Annotated in this window: 18 protein-coding genes; 9 read left to right on the top strand and 9 right to left on the bottom strand. The window is 57.0% G+C overall.

The window, feature by feature from the left end:
- Positions 1–75 precede the first annotated feature (75 nt).
- Positions 76–414, top strand: a complete 339-nt coding sequence (locus tag AC2D8U_RS06120; protein ID WP_484618167.1) for a zinc ribbon domain-containing protein YjdM — start codon at positions 76–78, stop codon at positions 412–414.
- Positions 415–514: 100 nt separating this feature from the next.
- Here AC2D8U_RS06120 and AC2D8U_RS06115 read toward each other — a convergent pair whose 3' ends face one another.
- Positions 515–919 (bottom strand): CBM96 family carbohydrate-binding protein, encoded by a 405-nt coding sequence (locus tag AC2D8U_RS06115; RefSeq protein ID WP_484618166.1) that lies wholly within the window; start codon positions 917–919, stop codon positions 515–517.
- Between the two features lie 414 nt (positions 920–1,333).
- Complete coding sequence (locus AC2D8U_RS06110; protein WP_484618165.1) at positions 1,334–1,588, bottom strand: hypothetical protein; 255 nt, start codon at positions 1,586–1,588, stop codon at positions 1,334–1,336.
- 413 nt (positions 1,589–2,001) lie between these two features.
- On the opposite strand from AC2D8U_RS06110, the gene AC2D8U_RS06105 reads away from it, so the two are divergent.
- Complete coding sequence (locus tag AC2D8U_RS06105) at positions 2,002–2,706, top strand: GTP pyrophosphokinase (RefSeq protein WP_484618164.1); 705 nt, start codon at positions 2,002–2,004, stop codon at positions 2,704–2,706.
- 27 nt (positions 2,707–2,733) lie between these two features.
- Here AC2D8U_RS06105 and AC2D8U_RS06100 read toward each other — a convergent pair whose 3' ends face one another.
- Positions 2,734–3,366: a hypothetical protein gene (locus tag AC2D8U_RS06100; RefSeq protein ID WP_484618163.1), complete on the bottom strand. Its 633-nt coding sequence runs from the start codon at positions 3,364–3,366 to the stop codon at positions 2,734–2,736.
- Positions 3,363–4,208 carry a VOC family protein gene (locus AC2D8U_RS06095; protein ID WP_484618162.1) on the bottom strand — a complete coding sequence of 282 codons (846 nt, stop codon included), beginning with the start codon at positions 4,206–4,208 and terminating at the stop codon, positions 3,363–3,365. The genes AC2D8U_RS06100 and AC2D8U_RS06095 overlap by 4 nt, the downstream gene beginning before the upstream one ends.
- A 225-nt stretch (positions 4,209–4,433) precedes the next feature.
- On the opposite strand from AC2D8U_RS06095, the gene AC2D8U_RS06090 reads away from it, so the two are divergent.
- Positions 4,434–5,945, top strand: coding sequence for a fumarate hydratase (locus AC2D8U_RS06090; protein WP_484618161.1), 1,512 nt, complete (start codon positions 4,434–4,436; stop codon positions 5,943–5,945).
- Between the two features lie 56 nt (positions 5,946–6,001).
- Here the strand turns inward: AC2D8U_RS06090 and AC2D8U_RS06085 are convergent, their stop codons facing one another.
- Together AC2D8U_RS06085 and fusA are read right to left on the bottom strand one after the other, a co-directional pair.
- A complete protein-coding gene (locus AC2D8U_RS06085) occupies positions 6,002–7,957 on the bottom strand; it encodes a discoidin domain-containing protein (protein WP_484618160.1) in 1,956 nt (651 codons plus the stop codon).
- Between the two features lie 495 nt (positions 7,958–8,452).
- Positions 8,453–10,540 (bottom strand): elongation factor G, encoded by a 2,088-nt coding sequence (gene fusA, locus AC2D8U_RS06080; RefSeq protein WP_484618159.1) that lies wholly within the window; start codon positions 10,538–10,540, stop codon positions 8,453–8,455.
- 470 nt (positions 10,541–11,010) lie between these two features.
- On the opposite strand from fusA, the gene AC2D8U_RS06075 reads away from it, so the two are divergent.
- Both AC2D8U_RS06075 and AC2D8U_RS06070 read left to right on the top strand, forming a co-directional pair.
- Positions 11,011–11,364: a septal ring lytic transglycosylase RlpA family protein gene (locus tag AC2D8U_RS06075; RefSeq protein WP_484618158.1), complete on the top strand. Its 354-nt coding sequence runs from the start codon at positions 11,011–11,013 to the stop codon at positions 11,362–11,364.
- A 140-nt stretch (positions 11,365–11,504) separates the two neighbouring features.
- Complete coding sequence (locus AC2D8U_RS06070) at positions 11,505–12,074, top strand: hypothetical protein (RefSeq protein ID WP_484618157.1); 570 nt, start codon at positions 11,505–11,507, stop codon at positions 12,072–12,074.
- Positions 12,075–13,081: 1,007 nt separating this feature from the next.
- Here AC2D8U_RS06070 and AC2D8U_RS06065 read toward each other — a convergent pair.
- Together AC2D8U_RS06065 and AC2D8U_RS06060 are read right to left on the bottom strand one after the other, a co-directional pair.
- Positions 13,082–13,549, bottom strand: a complete 468-nt coding sequence (locus tag AC2D8U_RS06065; protein WP_484618156.1) for a hypothetical protein — start codon at positions 13,547–13,549, stop codon at positions 13,082–13,084.
- 16 nt (positions 13,550–13,565) lie between these two features.
- Positions 13,566–14,375: a cytochrome C gene (locus AC2D8U_RS06060; protein WP_484618155.1), complete on the bottom strand. Its 810-nt coding sequence runs from the start codon at positions 14,373–14,375 to the stop codon at positions 13,566–13,568.
- Between the two features lie 374 nt (positions 14,376–14,749).
- Between AC2D8U_RS06060 and AC2D8U_RS06055 the strand changes: the two genes are divergently transcribed.
- Both AC2D8U_RS06055 and AC2D8U_RS06050 read left to right on the top strand, forming a co-directional pair.
- Entirely contained in the window at positions 14,750–15,487 is a 738-nt protein-coding gene (locus tag AC2D8U_RS06055) for a winged helix-turn-helix domain-containing protein (protein WP_484618154.1), read from the top strand.
- Between the two features lie 19 nt (positions 15,488–15,506).
- Complete coding sequence (locus AC2D8U_RS06050; RefSeq protein WP_484618153.1) at positions 15,507–16,004, top strand: hypothetical protein; 498 nt, start codon at positions 15,507–15,509, stop codon at positions 16,002–16,004.
- On the opposite strand, the gene AC2D8U_RS06045 is transcribed toward AC2D8U_RS06050, so the two are convergent.
- Positions 15,957–16,721, bottom strand: coding sequence for a pseudouridine synthase (locus AC2D8U_RS06045; protein WP_484618152.1), 765 nt, complete (start codon positions 16,719–16,721; stop codon positions 15,957–15,959). The genes AC2D8U_RS06050 and AC2D8U_RS06045 overlap by 48 nt on opposite strands.
- 162 nt (positions 16,722–16,883) lie before the next feature.
- Between AC2D8U_RS06045 and AC2D8U_RS06040 the strand changes: the two genes are divergently transcribed.
- Positions 16,884–17,666, top strand: coding sequence for a hypothetical protein (locus tag AC2D8U_RS06040; protein WP_484618151.1), 783 nt, complete (start codon positions 16,884–16,886; stop codon positions 17,664–17,666).
- A 16-nt stretch (positions 17,667–17,682) separates the two neighbouring features.
- Positions 17,683–18,006, top strand: a complete 324-nt coding sequence (locus AC2D8U_RS06035; RefSeq protein ID WP_484618150.1) for a cupin domain-containing protein — start codon at positions 17,683–17,685, stop codon at positions 18,004–18,006.
- Positions 18,007–18,018 lie beyond the last annotated feature (12 nt).

Below are 18,018 nucleotides of genomic sequence, written 5' to 3'. Positions count from 1 at the left end.
AGAGCGGTTCGACTCGCTAAGCCTGGATAGAGGCATTACCCTTTACGCCAGTCTCAATTTATCAAGTAAGTGTGTATGTCTTTTCCTCCTTGTCCTAAGTGTCAGTCTGAATTTGTATACCAAGATCAAACCCATCTGATCTGCCCCGAATGTGCGCATGAGTGGAACCCTGCAGAAGTCGCCACGGAAACGGATACTCTGGTGATAAAAGATGCCAATGGCACGCCGTTGGAAGAGGGCGATAAGATCACCTTGGCTAAAGATCTGAAGGTGAAGGGAAGTTCTCAGGTACTGAAAATAGGGACCAAAGCGGTGATCAGGCGCATTTTCGAAGGGAAAGATCACCAGCTTGACTGCAAAGTGGAAGGGGCTGGCGAGATGATGGTGACAGCCAAGTTTGTAAAGAGAGCCTGAGCACACCCGGAAACTTAGGTTGATATGCACTGCGGCCTTGGGTCTCAGGAGCGACCCTAGGTGAAATGCACCAGCGCGTTTCGTTTATATGAAATGGGCCTTAGTGGTCCATTACTTCTTTGCCTGAAAGAGAGCCCGTCCCGATGGACGGGCTCTTTGCGTTAAGGGCTCCTGGAGTCTCTTTGCTAAGCAGCATTAGTTGGACGGCAAACTCGCTACCGTACTCCTTGCTGGCAATGTTGTAGTGGGATCTTCTCTCCCTGGGGCTGGTGGTGATCAGTACCAGGGTTAACAGGCCGCTTTGGTTCAGTACAAGATCACTCGCGGCAATCTCCAGCCAGCGATCGACGTCGGCAGTGGTTATTTCGAAGCTGTTATCAGCGACTGCCGGGGCAGGCTGGGTGTTCCCGGTGACGCTGTTTTCGCGCCAGTCGCTGCTGTCGGCCCGGTACGCTGTGGCGGTGCGCGAAATCGCGGCCTTTGTACTGGTGACATGGAGCCGCAAGGCAGCATTTGGACGGGCCTTACCAGGGCGCTTACATCATGTTTACGCAACAGATGGCGAGTTTGATGGATACTGGCGTTTTTGATGGTCAGGTTTGTGGCGGTGGCATAGACCTTGTTGGCGTGTTCGCCTCCGGGAACCTGGGCGTCCTCGCTGACTGACAAGCTTTGGGGGTCAGTGCTGGAGTGGACTCCGAATTACCGGTTGGAGATGGGGTTGGTATTGCCCTGTTGCTGTATGGGGAATAGTTGGTCCACCGAGTTGTCAGTGAGGCCGAACCCGGGGCCGCTGTTGGCGGCAATCGGTTCATGGGCCTGGCTGGGGTCACATTATTGGCGCTGGCATCGGCATCATCCGGGTTAAATTCTGGATCGTGGCCGTAGGCTCTGCCCTCTTTGAGCCCGCCACCGATCATCAACGGGTTGCTGGTCCTGCCGCTATCCGTACCTTGATTGGCGTTTTCGATGGTGGGGCCAAAGTCGGACAGGGTAAAGGCGAGGCCTTGTCGGTGAGCCCTTCACCGGCATGGGAGGCAGAGAAGCTGCCCAGCGCATCATCGATGCCGGCCATCAACCCGTTGTGGTTTTTCCTCAGGTTGCTGTGGTTGTCGAACTTTTCGAGGGTCATGAGGAAGAAATGACGCTGATGACCCAGCCCAGGTGGTGGCACGCAAGCTGTCCCAGGCGTGTTGCCAGATAGCCTGCTGGCGACTGAGTGCCTAGAGGTTGGGCGGTTTACGCACCTGGGCGTAGTTGGCTTTTGTCGAGGTGCCACTCGGGTACCGACGTTGGTGATGCCGGAGGCGGTACCGTCTGCATCATGGCGGCCAGCTGCGGTTTGTTGGGGTACAGACCCAGCTCAATACCCTTGTCGGTGGTGAGCCCGCTGGAGTGCAGTTCAGTTACGGTATGGGCGATGTCGGGGCGGGAGGTGAGGTACTGATCCCAGTGATTTGGCCATCGTGGCGGGTGCTAGGAGTCATGTAAATGTATCGAGATCTTGGCGAGGGAGAACGAGTCAATTCGCGTTGTGGAATGTGAACTTCTAAGCTGCCAGCAGGCGAACCGGTTAAGGAGGCTGGGGTGGCGGGAGAGCAGGATGCCGTGATGGCGGCGGGACGTGAACGTGTGGTGGCTTACTTTGCACGCTATGAGGAGCAGTTGGGGCAGATCCGAGCCTTGCTGCAGATCCGCCTGGATCAGCTGGCACAGGCGTATTGTCGACGTCATCGGTTGCCACCGGAAGCGGTGTTGGTTCGGACAAGGGTGAAAACGATCAACAGCGTGTTGGCCAAGTTAGCGCGCAAGGGGTGGCCTCCCTTTGAGCAGATCACGGATGTGATCCAGGATCTGATCGGTGCGCGCCTGGTGTGCTGGTTTGTCGATGACTGTGACGGCATGATGCGTTTTATTTCTCACTCCAAGCATCTGAATTTTGATGCCGGGATCGAGGATTACATTACTCAGCCGAAACCTTCGGGCTATCGGGCGATACATCTGTTGGCGAAGGTGGGGTATGACTGCGTTCGTGGTGGGGATGAGAGCGTCGGGATCGAGGCGGCGCAGATGCTCTGTGAGATCCAGATCCGCACCAAGTTGCAGGATGCCTGGGGCGACATCACCCACGAGTTTCACTATAAGGCCAAGGGGCAAGGGATAGAGCAGGGCGATTATGAGCGGGTTCTGGCGCAGATCGCCGGACGCCTGGCGGCTGAGGACGAGGCGTTGATGCAGATCCGGGATGCTTATCAGGGATTGGCAGCCAATGTCCCCTCGAGAAAGGAATGAGGCCCGCCCGGTGGGCGGGCCTGTGACTCACGGCTGGATACGGGTTCTGGGCATGGGGGCTGGGCGCGGCGCAGGCATGGGGCGGGTGACCGGGCGGGGCATGGGCCGGATGGCCGGTTGCGAATGCCTGGGCTGCTGAATGCTTGGACGAACCGGGTCTCTGCGTGGGCGGGGTTCCGGACGTACTGATGGCCGTGTTTGCGGCCTCTGTACCGGCATCCCTTCAGGCGCATGGCTCGGCCTCTGTACCGGCTGGGCCGGTCTGCTGGGCAGTTGCTCCGGTGTCACCGTGGGCAAGGTTGGACGCACCGAGGGCTTACCTGGATTCGCCGGTAACTGGGCGGGCAGCACGGGCGTGGCGTCTTTGGGCAGCTGGATAGGGCGCTGCACTCCTGGGCCCTCCGGCAGGTGGACCGGTGGACGCTCGATGGGCGGCATGGGTTTCACCGGCGGCTTGGGCGGCCGGATCGGCGGATAGGGGCGCCAGTAGATGGGGCGATAATACCAGTAATGGTAGTACCAGGGATCGTACCAGTAGGAGCCGACGTAGTAGCTGGAGTGCCAGGTGGTCGTATAGGCGGTTCTTGGTGTATTGGAACACCCGGTGAGCAGCAGTGCCGCAGTGATTAGCATTAACCAGGGACGTCTGGACAGGGTCATTTCACTGGCTCCTCAGTGTCGTGCTGGGCGATAAGTCCGAACAGCGCGCCAACGGGATCCACCATCAGGATGATGCTTGCATCCGGGGTGGGCTCTTGCAGGTACTGGGCTCCGGCGGCAATGGACTGGCGGGCGGATTCACCGGGATTGGCCACGGTAATGGCGGCGATCCAGACTGCGGGAGCACGATCCTCCTGTTGTTGGCTGGGGCTGATCCCTGCTCGGTTGAATCCATCGGAGCTGAGTAGCCAGCCTTCACCCGCGGGCACCCGCTCGGTCGAGAGTAACGACTGATAGAAGGCGGCAGCCGCCTCGGGTTTCGGGGTGAACAGCAGATGCCAGCCGAAGGTCCCGATCTCACTGCGATAGTCATCGGGATCGCCGGCATCACTGGCCAGCAGCCCATAGATCGCGCCCTGAGGATCGGCGGCGATGGCTTGAACGCCTCGTTGACCCATGGGCCGGGGCGGCATCAGCCAGCGGGCCGAAGGCGCGATGGGCGTCTTTTCATTGAGTGAGGGCAGGGAAAAGTGAGGGATCCACATGGCACCGGCGCGCTCTTTATCGTTTTCCTGGCGCATCACCAAGCCGGCGACTGGCAGCCCCTGATTGTAGAACAACCAGTAAGGCTCGCTGTCACTGGCGACGATCTGCCAACCGAAAACGGTCTGGTAGAATTCGGCGCTGGCTCGGGGATCGGCGCTGAACAGATCATGCCAGACCGCCTTGCCGGCATGGTATCGATCGGGTTGACCGCCTGCGATGGGCGGGAAATTGGCGTGGGCCGACAGACTCAACATCAGCACTGCGGTGCCGATGAGGGCCTTGAACAGATTCGACATGCCATTTATCTCCAAAATTCGGGATGTTTTGAGTGTAACATGATGCCCAAAGGGTCTGGGTTAGCGTGTTGTATCAATGCGTTATCCCTTTGAGATGCAAGTGTGACCAAGGTCACGAAAGCTGGCCGTCACAGGTCGGGAGCGGTATCATAGGGCAAACCAAAACCGACCGGGTTCCAACCGGTTACCCTGAGATGTTGGGGTAGGACACCCCTGGAGTGAGCAATGGCTGTGATCCAAAAAGAGCACTTCATCAGTTCCGTGGCTGATGCGCTGCAATACATTTCCTACTATCACCCAAAAGATTTTATCCAAGCCCTGTCCCAGGCCTACGAGCGGGAGCTTAATCCTGCCGCCAAGGATGCGATGGCGCAGATCCTGATCAACTCTCGAATGAGTGCCGAGGGCCACCGCCCCCTGTGTCAGGATACGGGGATCGTGACCTGTTTCGTGAAGATTGGCATGCAGGTGCAGTGGGACAGTGATCTGACTGTGCAGCAGATGGTGGATGAGGGCGTCCGTCGTGCCTACACCAATCCGGATAACCCGCTGCGCGCCTCCATCGTGGCGGATCCCGCCGGTGCCCGGAAGAATACTCGGGACAATACCCCGTCCGTGGTGCATGTGGAGATGGTTCCCGGCGGTGAGGTGGAAGTGATGATCGCGGCCAAGGGGGGCGGCTCGGAAAACAAGTCCAAGATGGTGATGCTCAATCCTTCCGACAGTGTGGCGGACTGGGTGGAGAAGACCCTGCCCACCATGGGGGCAGGCTGGTGTCCACCGGGTATGCTGGGGATCGGGATCGGCGGCACCGCTGAGAAGGCGGCGGTGATGGCGAAAGAGTCCCTGATGGAGCATATCGATATCCACGAGCTGCAGGCCCGTGGAGCTCAAACCGCCGAAGAGCAGCTGCGGTTGGAGATCTTCGAACGGTCCAACAACCTGGGGATCGGTGCCCAGGGGCTGGGCGGCGTGACCACGGTATTGGATGTGAAGATCAAGTCGGCGCCGACCCATGCCGCCTCCAAGCCTGTGGTGATGATCCCTAACTGTGCCGCGACCCGTCATGTCCATTTCCACCTCGATGGCAGCGGCCCTGCAGAGCTGCCGGTGCCCAGCCTGTCCGACTGGCCTGAGGTGACTCAGGAGATCGGTGACAAGGTTAAGCGGGTCAACCTGGATACCCTGACGGCGGAGGAGCAGCGTAGCTGGAAGGCCGGCGATGTCTTGCTACTCAATGGCAAGATCCTGACCGGGCGGGATGCGGCCCACAAGCGGATCAAAGATCTGCTGGACTCGGGTGAAGGGCTGCCGGAGGGCGTGGATTTCAACGGGCGCTTCATCTATTACGTGGGCCCGGTGGATGCGGTGGGCGACGAGGTGGTTGGTCCGGCGGGACCAACCACGGCGACCCGGATGGACAAGTTTACCGAGCAGATGCTGTCCGAAACCGGCCTGATGGGCATGATTGGCAAGGCGGAGCGGGGCCCGGCCACGGTCGATAGCATTGCCAAGCACCAGTCCGTGTACCTGATGGCGGTGGGCGGGGCGGCCTATCTGGTGGCCAAGGCCATTAAGCATTCCCGCGTGGTGGCGTTCGAGGATCTCGGCATGGAGGCGATCTACGAGTTTGATGTGCAGGATATGCCGGTGACCGTCGCCGTCGATTCCGATGGCAACAATGTGCACGAAAGCGGACCGGCCTTCTGGCGCGGCGAGATCGCCAAGATGGCTTAAGCCGCGAGGTTGGACAAAGCCCACTCCCTGACAGGGGAGTGGGCTTTTTTGTTTTGCTAGCGTTGAGCGAGACTCGCTTTGCTCGCTTCGCGGTAGCGCGGATTGATCGTCGGCTCCGACTCAAGGGCCGGCAGGGCGATGGGCGCTGACAGCGTTGAAACGCCATGTTCATTAAATGCCTCGATGGCCAAGTAGTAGTCCTGCCCCTTGGTCAGCGCCCGCAGTTCAATCTGATTGGGTTGGTCGGCCCACACCTGGTAGGTTTGATAGAGTTTATCCGGGGCGATCCCCCAGCGCAGGTTGTAGCCCACCATATCGTCACTTCCCCGCCACTGGATGTGGGCATTGCGGCCATCCTTGGGATCCCTCGTTGCACTCAGGCTGGCCGGTGTCGGCGGTAGTTTGCCGTCGCCGATCCCAAAGACGCGGATATCACTCAGTGCCAGGTGAGCCGTGGGCACATGGTGGTTTTCGAACCGTATGTAGCGGGCATGGACGGGCTGCTCTAGGGCAATATAGGGGTTGGCCCGATTGTCCCGCTCCTCCAGATTATGGGCGATCGTTTGCCACTGCTGGCCGTCTTCGGAAGCCAGCAATTTGAAGTGGGTGTAGAGCTCGCGGTAGTACGCATCCTGAGACTCACGGACCGGCATCGGCGGGATCAACGCCAGGTTTCGGACCAGATAATCCGTGTAGTTGAGCTGAATGGCGTTGACTCGGTAGGGCTGACCGAGATCGACCGTGGCGTGCTCTCCCTTGGCGTTGCTGGCGGCGACCCAGAAGGTCTTGGGATCTTCATCGGTCAGGTGGTGGGCCGGGTAGTCCGGCTCAAGTTGTGAGGAGATCGCCACCGGCTTTTTGTAGGAGAGCAGCATCCAGCCGGTGAACAGACTTTCCCCTGGGGCGCTGGCCTGATCCGGGATCCTATGGGGAAAATCGGCAAACCGTGTCTGGGTGTACATCAGGCCATCGTCGTCAAAGCCAGCCGGCAGCAGGGTGACGCGGCGTTCAAAGTTCCAGTTGATGCGGAGGGAGGAGGTTCCCGTGTTCCAGTAGTTGCCGTACTTGTCGGCAAAGGTGTTGCCATGGCCGACCCCATGGACAAAGCCGCCGGGCTTATAGGCCATGGGGTTACTGGCCATGTAGCGAAACGGACCCAGGGGGGTATCGCCGACATAGACGCCGTTGCTGAACACGCTGCCGATCCCGCCGGGCGCCCCGTATTGCAGGTAATATTTGCCCTTATGCTTGGTGATCTCGCCGCCTTCGATATAGGGCGCCGCCGCGGAGCGGTGCTCGACGCCGAATCGCTCCCAGCCATGGCGCTCCGGGTAGAGGTTGATCAGGTATTTACGGGCGGGATCCAGGGTTTCCTTCGAGTGGCTGAAAAGCTTGCTGCCGACCACGGGGTGAAGATTTGAGGAGCCCCAATAGAGGTACCACTGATCGTCGTCCGGCTCATGATACAGCCCCACATCCCACAGGTTGTTGTCCCCGAAGCGGGGAAACGCAATGCTGTCATCAAAGCGCTCGAACAATCCGTTTTTGGGATCGACACTGGCAAAGATGGGCGCCTTATGGGTGTGGGAGGAGGGCATGACAAACAAACGGTCCTGGGTGGAGAGGGCGGCGGGCGCGATCATGTCCCGGTAGTTGACCTCAACGCCGTCCTCTAACTCCCGGTGGAACTGGGGGCCCTGATTGCGGAAGTAACTGACCGGCCAGTCTCCCTTGGGCTGCACATGATGCCAGCGTATGAGATCGTCCGATCGCCAGTAGCCATAGCCATGGGAGGCAAACAGATAGTAACCCTGGTGGAGGCCCTGTTCGGTGTGATTGAGCATCACGGGGGCACCGCTGCTGCGTGCGGTCAGGCGCTCACCTTTGAAATAGACGCGATTGGCCGGGATCTCCTCGTTGTATTGGTAAGGAAGATCCACCGGGTTGCAGTAGGTCTGTAACGATGTGGACGCAAGCAGCGATACCAGCGTGGTCATGGTGTGGAGCATCATCGAGTTTCACTATCCCTGTCGTATGGCTCGTATGAGGAGGGCTGAGGCTTACTGATGTTACGCAAGTGTTGCGTGCGATAGAAGGGATGATGCGGGAAAAGAAAAAGCTATATCCCAATTAGCTGTTGCGGCTAAAAGTTTCTGAAAAGAAAGCCAAAACTCGATGCCCCTCCAGGTATCTTCGCCGACTTCGAGGACGATGCCTGCGGGTAATCGCTACGGAGTGCGAAGACACGAGAGGCGAAAAAAGACAGAAATCCGTATCTAGCCTCGGCCCCAATGCAGATTTGGCGAGGCAAACGGGGAGCGCAGCCGGGACGAGTCCTCATGCTCTGACTCACAGAGATGGCTGTCGCCAGCGCGACAAGGATGCTGGTGGCTAAGTCTATGAACAGATTAAGGTAGTTCAGTGCAACAGTTATCTGGTACACAGCCAAAGAAAAAGCCCCCGCTGGCGAACCAGCGGGGGCTTTAGAGGCTTAGCTCAAGTAAAAATTACTTGTTAGCAGCGCGCTCTTTGGCTTCCGCGATAACTGCTTCAGCAACGTTTTGCGGACAAGCAGAGTAGTGGCTGAACTCCATGGAGAACTGACCACGACCGGAAGTGATGGTACGCAGGTGACCGATGTAACCGAACATTTCGGACAGAGGTACGTCTGCTTTGATGCGAACACCAGTAACACCAGCTTCTTGGTCTTTGATCATGCCGCGACGACGGTTCAAGTCACCGATAACATCACCAACGTGATCTTCTGGGGTGAACACGTCAACGTTCATGATCGGCTCCAGCAGCTGTGGGCCGGCCTTAGGCATGGACTGACGGAAAGCGCCTTTCGCAGCGATTTCGAAGGCAACAGCAGAGGAGTCAACGGCGTGGAAGCCACCGTCGAACAGCTCAACTTCAACGTCCAGCACAGGGAAGCCAGCCAGAGGACCGGTTTCCATCATGCCAGCGAAGCCCTTCTCAATGGCAGGCCAGAATTCCTTAGGAACGTTACCGCCAACAACAGAAGAGGTAAACTTGAAGCCGGAGTTCTGCTCGCCTGGCTTGATGCGGTAATCGATCTTACCGAACTGACCGGAACCACCAGACTGCTTCTTGTGGGTGTAGCTGTCTTCGATTGCGTTGTTGATGGTTTCGCGGTAAGCAACCTGTGGCTGACCAACTACCAGCTCTACGCCGTAGGTACGCTTCAGGATGTCTACTTTGATGTCCAGGTGCAGTTCGCCCATACCTTTCAGGATGGTTTCACCGGAATCTTCATCAGTTTCAACACAGAAAGTTGGATCTTCTGCAACCATCTTACCGATCGCAACGCCCATCTTCTCAGAACCGCCTTTGTCCTTCGGAGATACAGCGATGGAGATCACTGGCTCTGGGAAGATCATTGGCTCCAGGGTGCACTCGTGCTTAGGATCACACAGGGTGTGACCGGTTTGCACGTTCTTCATGCCAACGATGGCGATGATGTCACCGGCTTGCGCAGTGGAGATCTCGTTACGCTCATCGGCGTGCATCTCTACCATACGACCGATACGCTCGGTCTTGCCGGTAAAGGAGTTCAGGATGGTGTCACCCTTGTTCAGCTTACCGGAGTAGATACGTACGAAGGTCAGGGCGCCGAAACGGTCGTCCATGATCTTAAATGCCAGGGCACGCAGAGGCTCTTCTTCGGAAACCAGTGCAAATTCACCGTTAGGCTCACCAGCAGCGTCAGTCAGAGGCTGAGGATCAACGTCGGTTGGGGATGGCAGGTAATCGGTTACCGCATCCAGAACCAGCTGAATACCTTTGTTCTTAAAGGCAGAACCACAGTAGGTCGGGAAGAACAGCAGCTCTTTGGTACCCTTACGGATACAGCGCTTGATCTCTTCCAGTGCTGGCTCGGTACCTTCTTCCAGGTACTCCATCAGCAGGTCTTCGTCCGCTTCCAGAGCGGTTTCGATCAGCTCTTCGCGGTAGGCAGCGGCATCGTCAACCATGTCGGCTGGGATGTCGGTGATCTCGAAGTTTTCTGGGCGGCCAGTGTCGTCCCATACGTAAGCCTTCTGGCTCAGTACGTCTACCACACCGACGAAGTCATCTTCGCGGCCGATAGGCAGGGTCATGATCAGTGGGCGTGCACCCAGTACTTTCTTCACCTGCTCGGTTACGCGGAAGAAGTCTGCACCCATACGGTCCAGCTTGTTTACCAGGATCAGACGTGCAACGCCGGATTCGTTCGCGTAGCGCCAGTTGGTTTCGGACTGAGGCTCAACACCACCGGAACCACAGAATACGCCGATACCACCATCGAGAACCTTCAGGGAGCGGTAAACTTCAACGGTGAAGTCAACGTGCCCAGGGGTGTCGATGATGTTCAGACGGTGGTCGTTCCAGAAACAGGTGGTCGCAGCGGACTGAATGGTAATACCACGCTCAGCTTCCTGCTCCATGAAGTCAGTGGTGGCAGCGCCATCGTGTACTTCACCGGTTTTGTGGATCTTACCGGTCAGTTTCAGGATACGTTCGGTGGTAGTGGTTTTACCGGCATCTACGTGTGCGAAGATACCAATGTTACGGTACTTGGATAAGTCAGCCATTTTTCACTCTATAAAAAATCAGCGCCAAAATTCCGCGCAAGTATACAAGATTTTTGGCTCATTGTTATGGGCAATCTGCGGTTTACTGACTCAATATGGGTTCCAAGCCGCGGATTTGGGGGGCAAGGTTCTGGGAAATCGCGCTTTCAAGGGCTTCGGTGAGACCTGGGTGTTAGCTTTAAAATCCACAAAAGTGGTGCAAATGTCGTCTCCTTTAGGGCTGAAAAGCTTTTAAAATAGACACTTGCGTCTTTGGAGAGGTGGTCCTTCACAGTCTCTTTAGGCGAGCGGCTTCATCACCCTCTCTCGCAGCAAAATTCTCAGAACATTTTTGTTAGGCGTTGTAATTTTAGCCTTTGTGGCCATACGGATTCGGAGTTTGGCACTGAGTCAGCCACACTAGGGGAATTGATGCGACAGAAGGCAGGCTGAAAAAGATGAAATGTGTGCGAGTAGGTTGGTTTATCGTTGTGAGCGCCCTGATGGCCGGGTGCAGCACGGTGCCGAAGGGAGCACTGGAGGGGCGTGTGGGTTACACAGAGAAAGGGATTGCTTCCTTTTATGCGGATAAATACCAAGGGCGACTGACGGCCAATGGTGAGCGCTTTGATCAGCAAGCGATGACGGCGGCGCATAAAACCTTACCGTTTGGGACTTGGGTTCGTGTGACCTCGCTGGATACGGGGAAGAGCATCAGGGTCCGGATCAATGATCGAGGCCCCTTTGTCCGTGGGCGGGTGATTGATCTCACTAAACGCGGCTTTATGCTTTTGGGTGACCCAAGTAAGGGGTTGATCCAAGTAGAGATCCAAGTAGTGCAATAAAGGAGGGGGAAGTGTACCTGGACCCTGCGAAGCGTGACCGAACGTACAGTTTCCGAGCCTGCGCACTGTGTTTTTTCGATTTCTAAATGGTAAGGTAAAGTTTCTTAGGACAAGAGTAAATACAGATCGTGGAAGCGGGAATGAAGCAGGTGATGATGTTGTGCCTTTGGTGTTTGGCCTGGCCCTTGTCGGCTGAAGCGGATCCCGCTGTGGCCAAGTTCTTCCATCTGCAGATCCCTGAAGACTCGCAAATGGTCCTTGAGGATACCGAGGGCGGGATGCAGTTCTGGGGCACGACGGTGGTATCGGGGCAGTTGGAGATCTACTACCAAACGGTCAATACGGAAAGTCCCTTCTTCGATGCGACCTTCTTCCCGGATGAGCAATCTCTGACCAAACTGCCTTCTTTACGTGTAGGTGGCAAACCGAGTTTTGCGGATCATATCTACTTGCTCAATGGCGATGTCACTGCACGCCAGATACTGACCAAGGATGAACGTAAGGCGATGCGCAATGGCCAGTATCGAGTCAAAGTCCGAACCAAGCTTGGTTTGCGTCGACTCTGGGTAGGAGTGGAATGCGAGGTTCCCGTGTTTACCGGCATGTCGAGTAAGATCTATCGCTCGAAAACCATTAGCCAAGATGCTTTGGCGCCTAGGCGGAGTTACGATGATGCCTGGCCCAGGGCCAATCAACCCGGCTGTCAATAATACCCTTCGTCTTAGCTTGTTACCTCCTGTGCTACTTAGTGTTACCGAGTCGGAGCGAAGCGCGCTCGGCCCAGGGTTATCGGTTCGATGCTCGTGCACGGCACGAATTTAACGCCTTTCCAACTCCTGTTTTCTGATGTAGCGATGTCACCGCCACGTCGCCAGTTCTTTATTGTTCCGTCCCTCAAGCTCGCTTATGCCGACCCAGTCGCGTTTCTGTGATACGCCAGAGAAAAGGGGCGGGCGCCGCCTTAACGGGAGTTGGTTAAGTTCAGAGCCGTATACGAAACCTTATGAGAATGAAGAAGGTGAACAACACACCTGTGCACCCTTTGCTGGAGCCAGAGATCATTGATCTTTTTTGGCTTTAGCCGGTGCTGGCAAAACGATAAACATGTTCCCACACGCTGGGGAACCCGATGAGTTTGGCCCTTCACCGGCAAAGCCGTGCCAGAAAATGGGGCAGTGGACGGGAGGCTTTACCCCAGGTTTGCAAACCACCACAAAAAAGCCCTGTGTCTGAGTTAACGGTTGAACGTGCCGATAACATTGTTTTACAAACTAAAGATGGTGTACCACCTGCTTTTACGCCGACTTTGAGTCGCCCGAACGAAAAGGATTGAGACAAGGCCGGAGGCCAGGGTGAACGCGCAGGCCGGGATGCCGCAGCCGGACTTAATGACAGAGCATGGACTGCGCAGTCATAAAGGCGATTCGCGATGCTCTCCGCAAAATCATGCCGCAGGATCTATCCCTGAAAGAGAGGGCGACGAAGGTCAGCAAAGGGAGAGTGCAAAGAGGGCTTGCCCTCTTTGCTTGGCCGCTCCTAGGCATCCCTGCTGGCGCGGCATTAGTGCGTCCTGCACGGCACCACGCCAACGCGAGTGGCACTGGAGTCCATGAACCCAGAATGACAATAAAATGCGCAACAATTCGTTGGTACACAGCCCAAAAAAGCCCTCACCGACAGTCAGGGGTGTCGATGAGGGCAAGGGTTAGGGTAGCGATCAGTTCAGTTGCGGCGGTGCACTGGCCAGGGCTCCGGCGACCTCGACAGAGATCTTGTAGTCACTGACGCCCACCTGCCAGTCGAGTCCTGAGGGCAGGATCTCATAGCTTCCTGGCTTGAGTTCGTTTAAGACCAGATCACAGTCAACGTCGGCCTCTAAGCAATCGTATTTTTCGGTTTGATGCCATGCCAAACCGTATTTGGTGGAAGACGGCCCAGCGTCGGGGTACCCCAGGTATAAAACCCGGACCCGCTCCGCTCCGGTGACCGGGAGGGCATCGTCCCCGGTGAGTGTCAGGAGCACCGAGCCGCTGGGACCGTCAAACTGGTCAATCGTCAGGTTCATGGTGTTGGTTTCATCCGCAGTAATGCTGTCCACTGCAGTTGCGCCATCATTGTCACTGCCACCACAGGCGGCGACCAATGCGCACAACCCGAGCGGGATCAGGACGTTGCAATGTCTCATGATTGCCTCCTTGTGGTTAGAAATGGCCACCGTGGCAGGTATCGCATTCCATGTTGCTCATTACACTTGGGCCGAAGCTGTCAGCCTTGGTGTGACAGGACTTACAGTCTGAAACGCTATCGGTAATGGGGTAGACGGCGCTGAGATCCTCGGCATCCATTGCCATGTTCAGGATCTCGGCGATCTTGTAGGCCACGGATGCGGACAATTCGGAACAACGTTCCCCTTTGTCGGAAGCGTTTTTGTTGTTGGTCCTTGCCCAGTTGGTGATGGAGGAGTGGCACAGTACGCTGTTGGCCTGAGAGGGTTGACCCACTTTGGCCTTTTTCTCGTCTGTGTTGGCGCCGATCCCGTTGAGGAACGCTTCGTCACGGTAGGGCAGGGTTTCCTGCTCGTAGAAGCGCAGTATCTTGGTAACGAAGGGGTTGGCGGGTGCGCCATTGATGCTCAGTAGGTTAAACAGCATGCCGGTGGCGTTGACGTTACCGCAGACCGAACCCTCCCCCAGGATCCCGGCATAGCCATAGTGGGATAGGGCGGTGGGGATCTGGGCGTACTTGGCGGCGACCTCTGCGTCGGGATGACGGGCCGCTAAGGTGGAGATCAGGCCGTGGAACACCTGGTACATGCAGCCATTGCCGGCTTCATAGGCATTCTTCGCCACTTCCATTGGGTCAAGTTTGGTATAGGGAAGCCGTTCGCCAACGGAAAGTTTCCAGCTACCTTCGTCATTGACCAGGGCCATTGCGGGTTGGCTTAGCATCAGGGTGCCTGCGGAGGCGCCAGTGATCCCGATGATCTTGGTGATGGCTTGTCTTCTGTCCATGGTGGTCACCTTAGGTTTTTCTACAGATTCCGGCTCATGCCGGGCTTGATGTCAGTGTTGACCCCAGGCCTGGGAGCGAACGTGAAGAGGATCACAGTAATCTGACGATAAGATCGGGCGAAGGGGATGAAGGATCCGAGGCCAGTGCATTTGGTGTGAGTTCGATTCACTTTGGGCTTATTTGGTGGAATATTGCGCAAACCGGATGAGTAATCGATATTACTGCTGATTATTCCCCAGTATTACCGTGCAACCGACTTGATCTGGAACAAGGTTTTGCCCAATCGTTGGTTCGCCAAGGCGATCTGCACCTGCCTTGAATGAGGGTAACTTGGTAAAGTACTTGTTAATAAAGCATGGGGGTGAACGACAGGATGAAGTGGGGCTCTATCGAGTTTGAGCGGGAAAAGGCGGAGCTTCGTCATCGGCAGCGAAATGAGTGCTGGAATCTGCCCCGGGCCGAGTTCTTGGTGCTGACCCAGTTGATCGATCACCCCAATATCCCCCTGAGCAAGGCGCGGCTTAGCTGTGGGGGCGAAGCCGAGCCGGTGATGAGTGAGTCGGCCGTTGTAAAGGCGGTCTTTACCTTACGTCGTTTTATCGGAGGCGGCGATGATGGCCCCATCGTCACGGTTCCCGGGCAGGGCTATTTGTGGCGACGAGAGACCGAGTTATCAAAGGCAACGACCTCACGCTGGTCTTTAGGGATCTGGCCGATGATTCTGTTGATTCTGGTGATCTTGGCGCTTCTGGCCGGACTTTGGACAAGCCCCTGGGGTGCTGCCCCTTCCTCCCAGCTTTATCCGAGTCGGGTGACATTTTCCAATGGTCAACAGATGACGGTGGTTCAAGTGCGAGCGAGTGAGCGTGACCGGTTGTTGCTGGAGCGCTTGGGTACTGAGTTGGCGGCAACCATTGCCGAGTGTGTCGATCCTCCTTGGCATACCTTGTACCTGGCGAGATCCATCGATGGGCAGGTGTTGAATCTGACGCTCAGGGGCGAAGTACAGGGGATCCCTCTCTTGCGCAACATTAAGATCAGTGATCAGAGAATGGAGCAAAACTTCCTGGCACCAGAATGGATTGAGGAGGCGGGTCTCTGTGAGTCGTAAAGTGATATGGGCATGCCTAATGGCCTTGGTGTTACTGGCCTGCATTGCATTAGCGACCTGGCGTTGGCCCCGGCAGCCGGATGCCGATCTGGTGATGTCCTGCAAGGGGGAGCTGGTGGAACTGGCGGGGAGCGGGATCGCACCGACCCAGTTCTATGTCTTGGCGGATTTCCTGTTGCAGGGTAATCGAGCCAGCTTGAGTTATCGCTACTTTAGTCAACAAGGTCAGGCACTGGGTGAGATCGCCATGAACGGGGAGATCCTGGCGATTGAGCAGGCGGACTCGGTTTACCAGCTCAATCTGCGCCAGAGTGGCTTACAGCTTTTTGAAACGGATCAGCCTCTACCCCAGCATATGCGTCATCTGGATGCTTATGGCAAAAGAACGGCGGCGGGTGATGGCGTGCACTCCATGACCTTGAAGATCCTGGAGCGCAGTGATGAGGACGATCATGCCATCGTCCTGTTTTTACCCAATTGCGCCGTCTGCGGCTGCACCATGACCCATACGGGCTGACGCTTCCCAATTGGACTCGGCCCATCCGAGGTGGGACAGGACCTGGGTAAAGACCTCGTCCAGGGAGGCGTTTAGCCGGAGCTGGGTGTGATGGATGGGGTGGGAAAGGTTCAGCGACTGGCAGTGCAGCAACATTCGGTTCACACCAAAGTGATCGCGAAAGTAATGGTAGTGGCGGTTTTTCCCATAGCGGGTATCACAGAGGATGGGGTGTCCCAGGTGACGCAGATGCCGCCGGATCTGATGCTTTCGCCCAGTGAGTGGTTGGCACAGCACCAGGGCGTAGCGGGAGCTGGGGTACTTATCGATGGCAAGGGGCAACTCGGCGGTGGCCAGGGCCCGGAAATGGGTTTGTGCCGGCTTCTCGGGTTTTGGGACCCAGTTGGGATCGAACCGGTCTCGCGGCGGTGCCAGGGGCAGATCCAATCGCGTATCTTGCAGGTGGCCACGAACGACGGCCAGGTAGTGTTTCTCCACCTGATGCCATTGCTTGACCATTTTCGATGCCACCTGGGGGGACAGGGCCATGAGCAGGACCCCGGAAGTGGCTTTATCTAGGCGGTGCACGGGGTAGACATGCTGGCCGAGTTGATCACGCAGGGCTTGCAGGATGGGCTCTCGCCCATGACTGGTGCGCTCTCCCTTGTGGACCAGCCTGCCTGCGGGCTTGTTGATGGCGACCAGGTGTTCATCCTGATACAAGATCTCTAACGTCATGGGACTTCCTCTTTGATGCGGGGGGATCATAGCGTAAAGGGACGCGCGAGCGGGATGGTGTGTTGGGCAAAATCAGCGATCAAACAGGAAATGGACTGTTAGTGGGCGATCTGTGGATTGTCGTGATCGGCCTCCCCGGATCCGTGGGTCAGGGTTTGCCTCATGCTGCAGATCCGCGATACTTGGGACAGTATCAATGACTGGGATAGAGAGATGGGGTGGAACCCGAAACGGTTGAGTGAGATCCTTCGCAATGGCGTGATGGAGGAGGGGCTGATCGAAACGCTCAAGCCGACCCTTAAGGCGGTAGAGCCCAAGTTAAAGCAGGCCGAGGCAAGGGCCCGTCTTGAGCTGAGTCAGGCCGGATGGCCCCTTTGCCCTGACCCCAATACCGATCCTGTCGGCGTGTTGAAGTATCAACTCAATGAGCTGGTTCGCCAACTGATGCAGTCTCCGAAAAGTCATGCCTATTATGTGGTTGAAGAGGTCGCAGGACTGCTCACCGGCGTGCTGTCCATGCACCCGAAGATCGGGGGCATGCTGGGCCTGGCTCGCTCCCTTGGGGTGTCTTTGCCCGGTCGACGTTCGACCCACAGTGCGGCGGTCAGCCAGTTATCGACGGTCCTTGGGAATGGCCGTATGGCTCGCACGGTGGCCGAGGGGGGAGAGGCGCTGTTTTCCGGCCACCGGGCCTTCGAGTCGGCCCAGGCTCACGCCCGGCGAATCGAACAGCTCAATGGCGCGCAACAGGCGGTCGTCGAGCATTGCACGGTGATCTTCAGCTTGTTGGAGCAAAACCCGATGCCGCTGGATATGATCCGGCAGCAACTTGATCTGCTGCAGCCAGAGCTTCGAGCCGATCGGCAGGAGCTGTATGAGGGGTTGGACGGTGAACACGCCGCCGCGCTGCGCAGGTTACTGGAGCAGCCCATATCTTATCTGTAGTGCCTGAGGGGGAGCGATGCATTGGTTGGCCAACCTGTGGCAGGGCGCCGAGGACGATCTGGAACACGAGGTGATCGAACCTTTGCTGGAGCAAGATGGGATCCGGATCGAGCGCATCGTTTCTCACGGACAGTCTTCTCCCGATGAGGGCTGGTATGAGCAGGAGCAGCACGAATGGGTGGTGGTTCTCAAAGGGGAAGCGGTGCTGGCCTTTGAGGATGGCCGGGAGTGTCGCCTGGCAGCGGGAGAGCACCTCAATATTCCCGCCGGTTGTCGGCACAGGGTGGCCTGGACCCACCCTGATATGAAAACCCTTTGGCTGGCTGTCTTTTATGACTGAGGTGGGTTCATT

The sequence above is a fragment of the Ferrimonas sp. YIN67 genome, from assembly GCF_057219095.1.
This window is presented reverse-complemented; position numbering and strand designations above follow the sequence as displayed.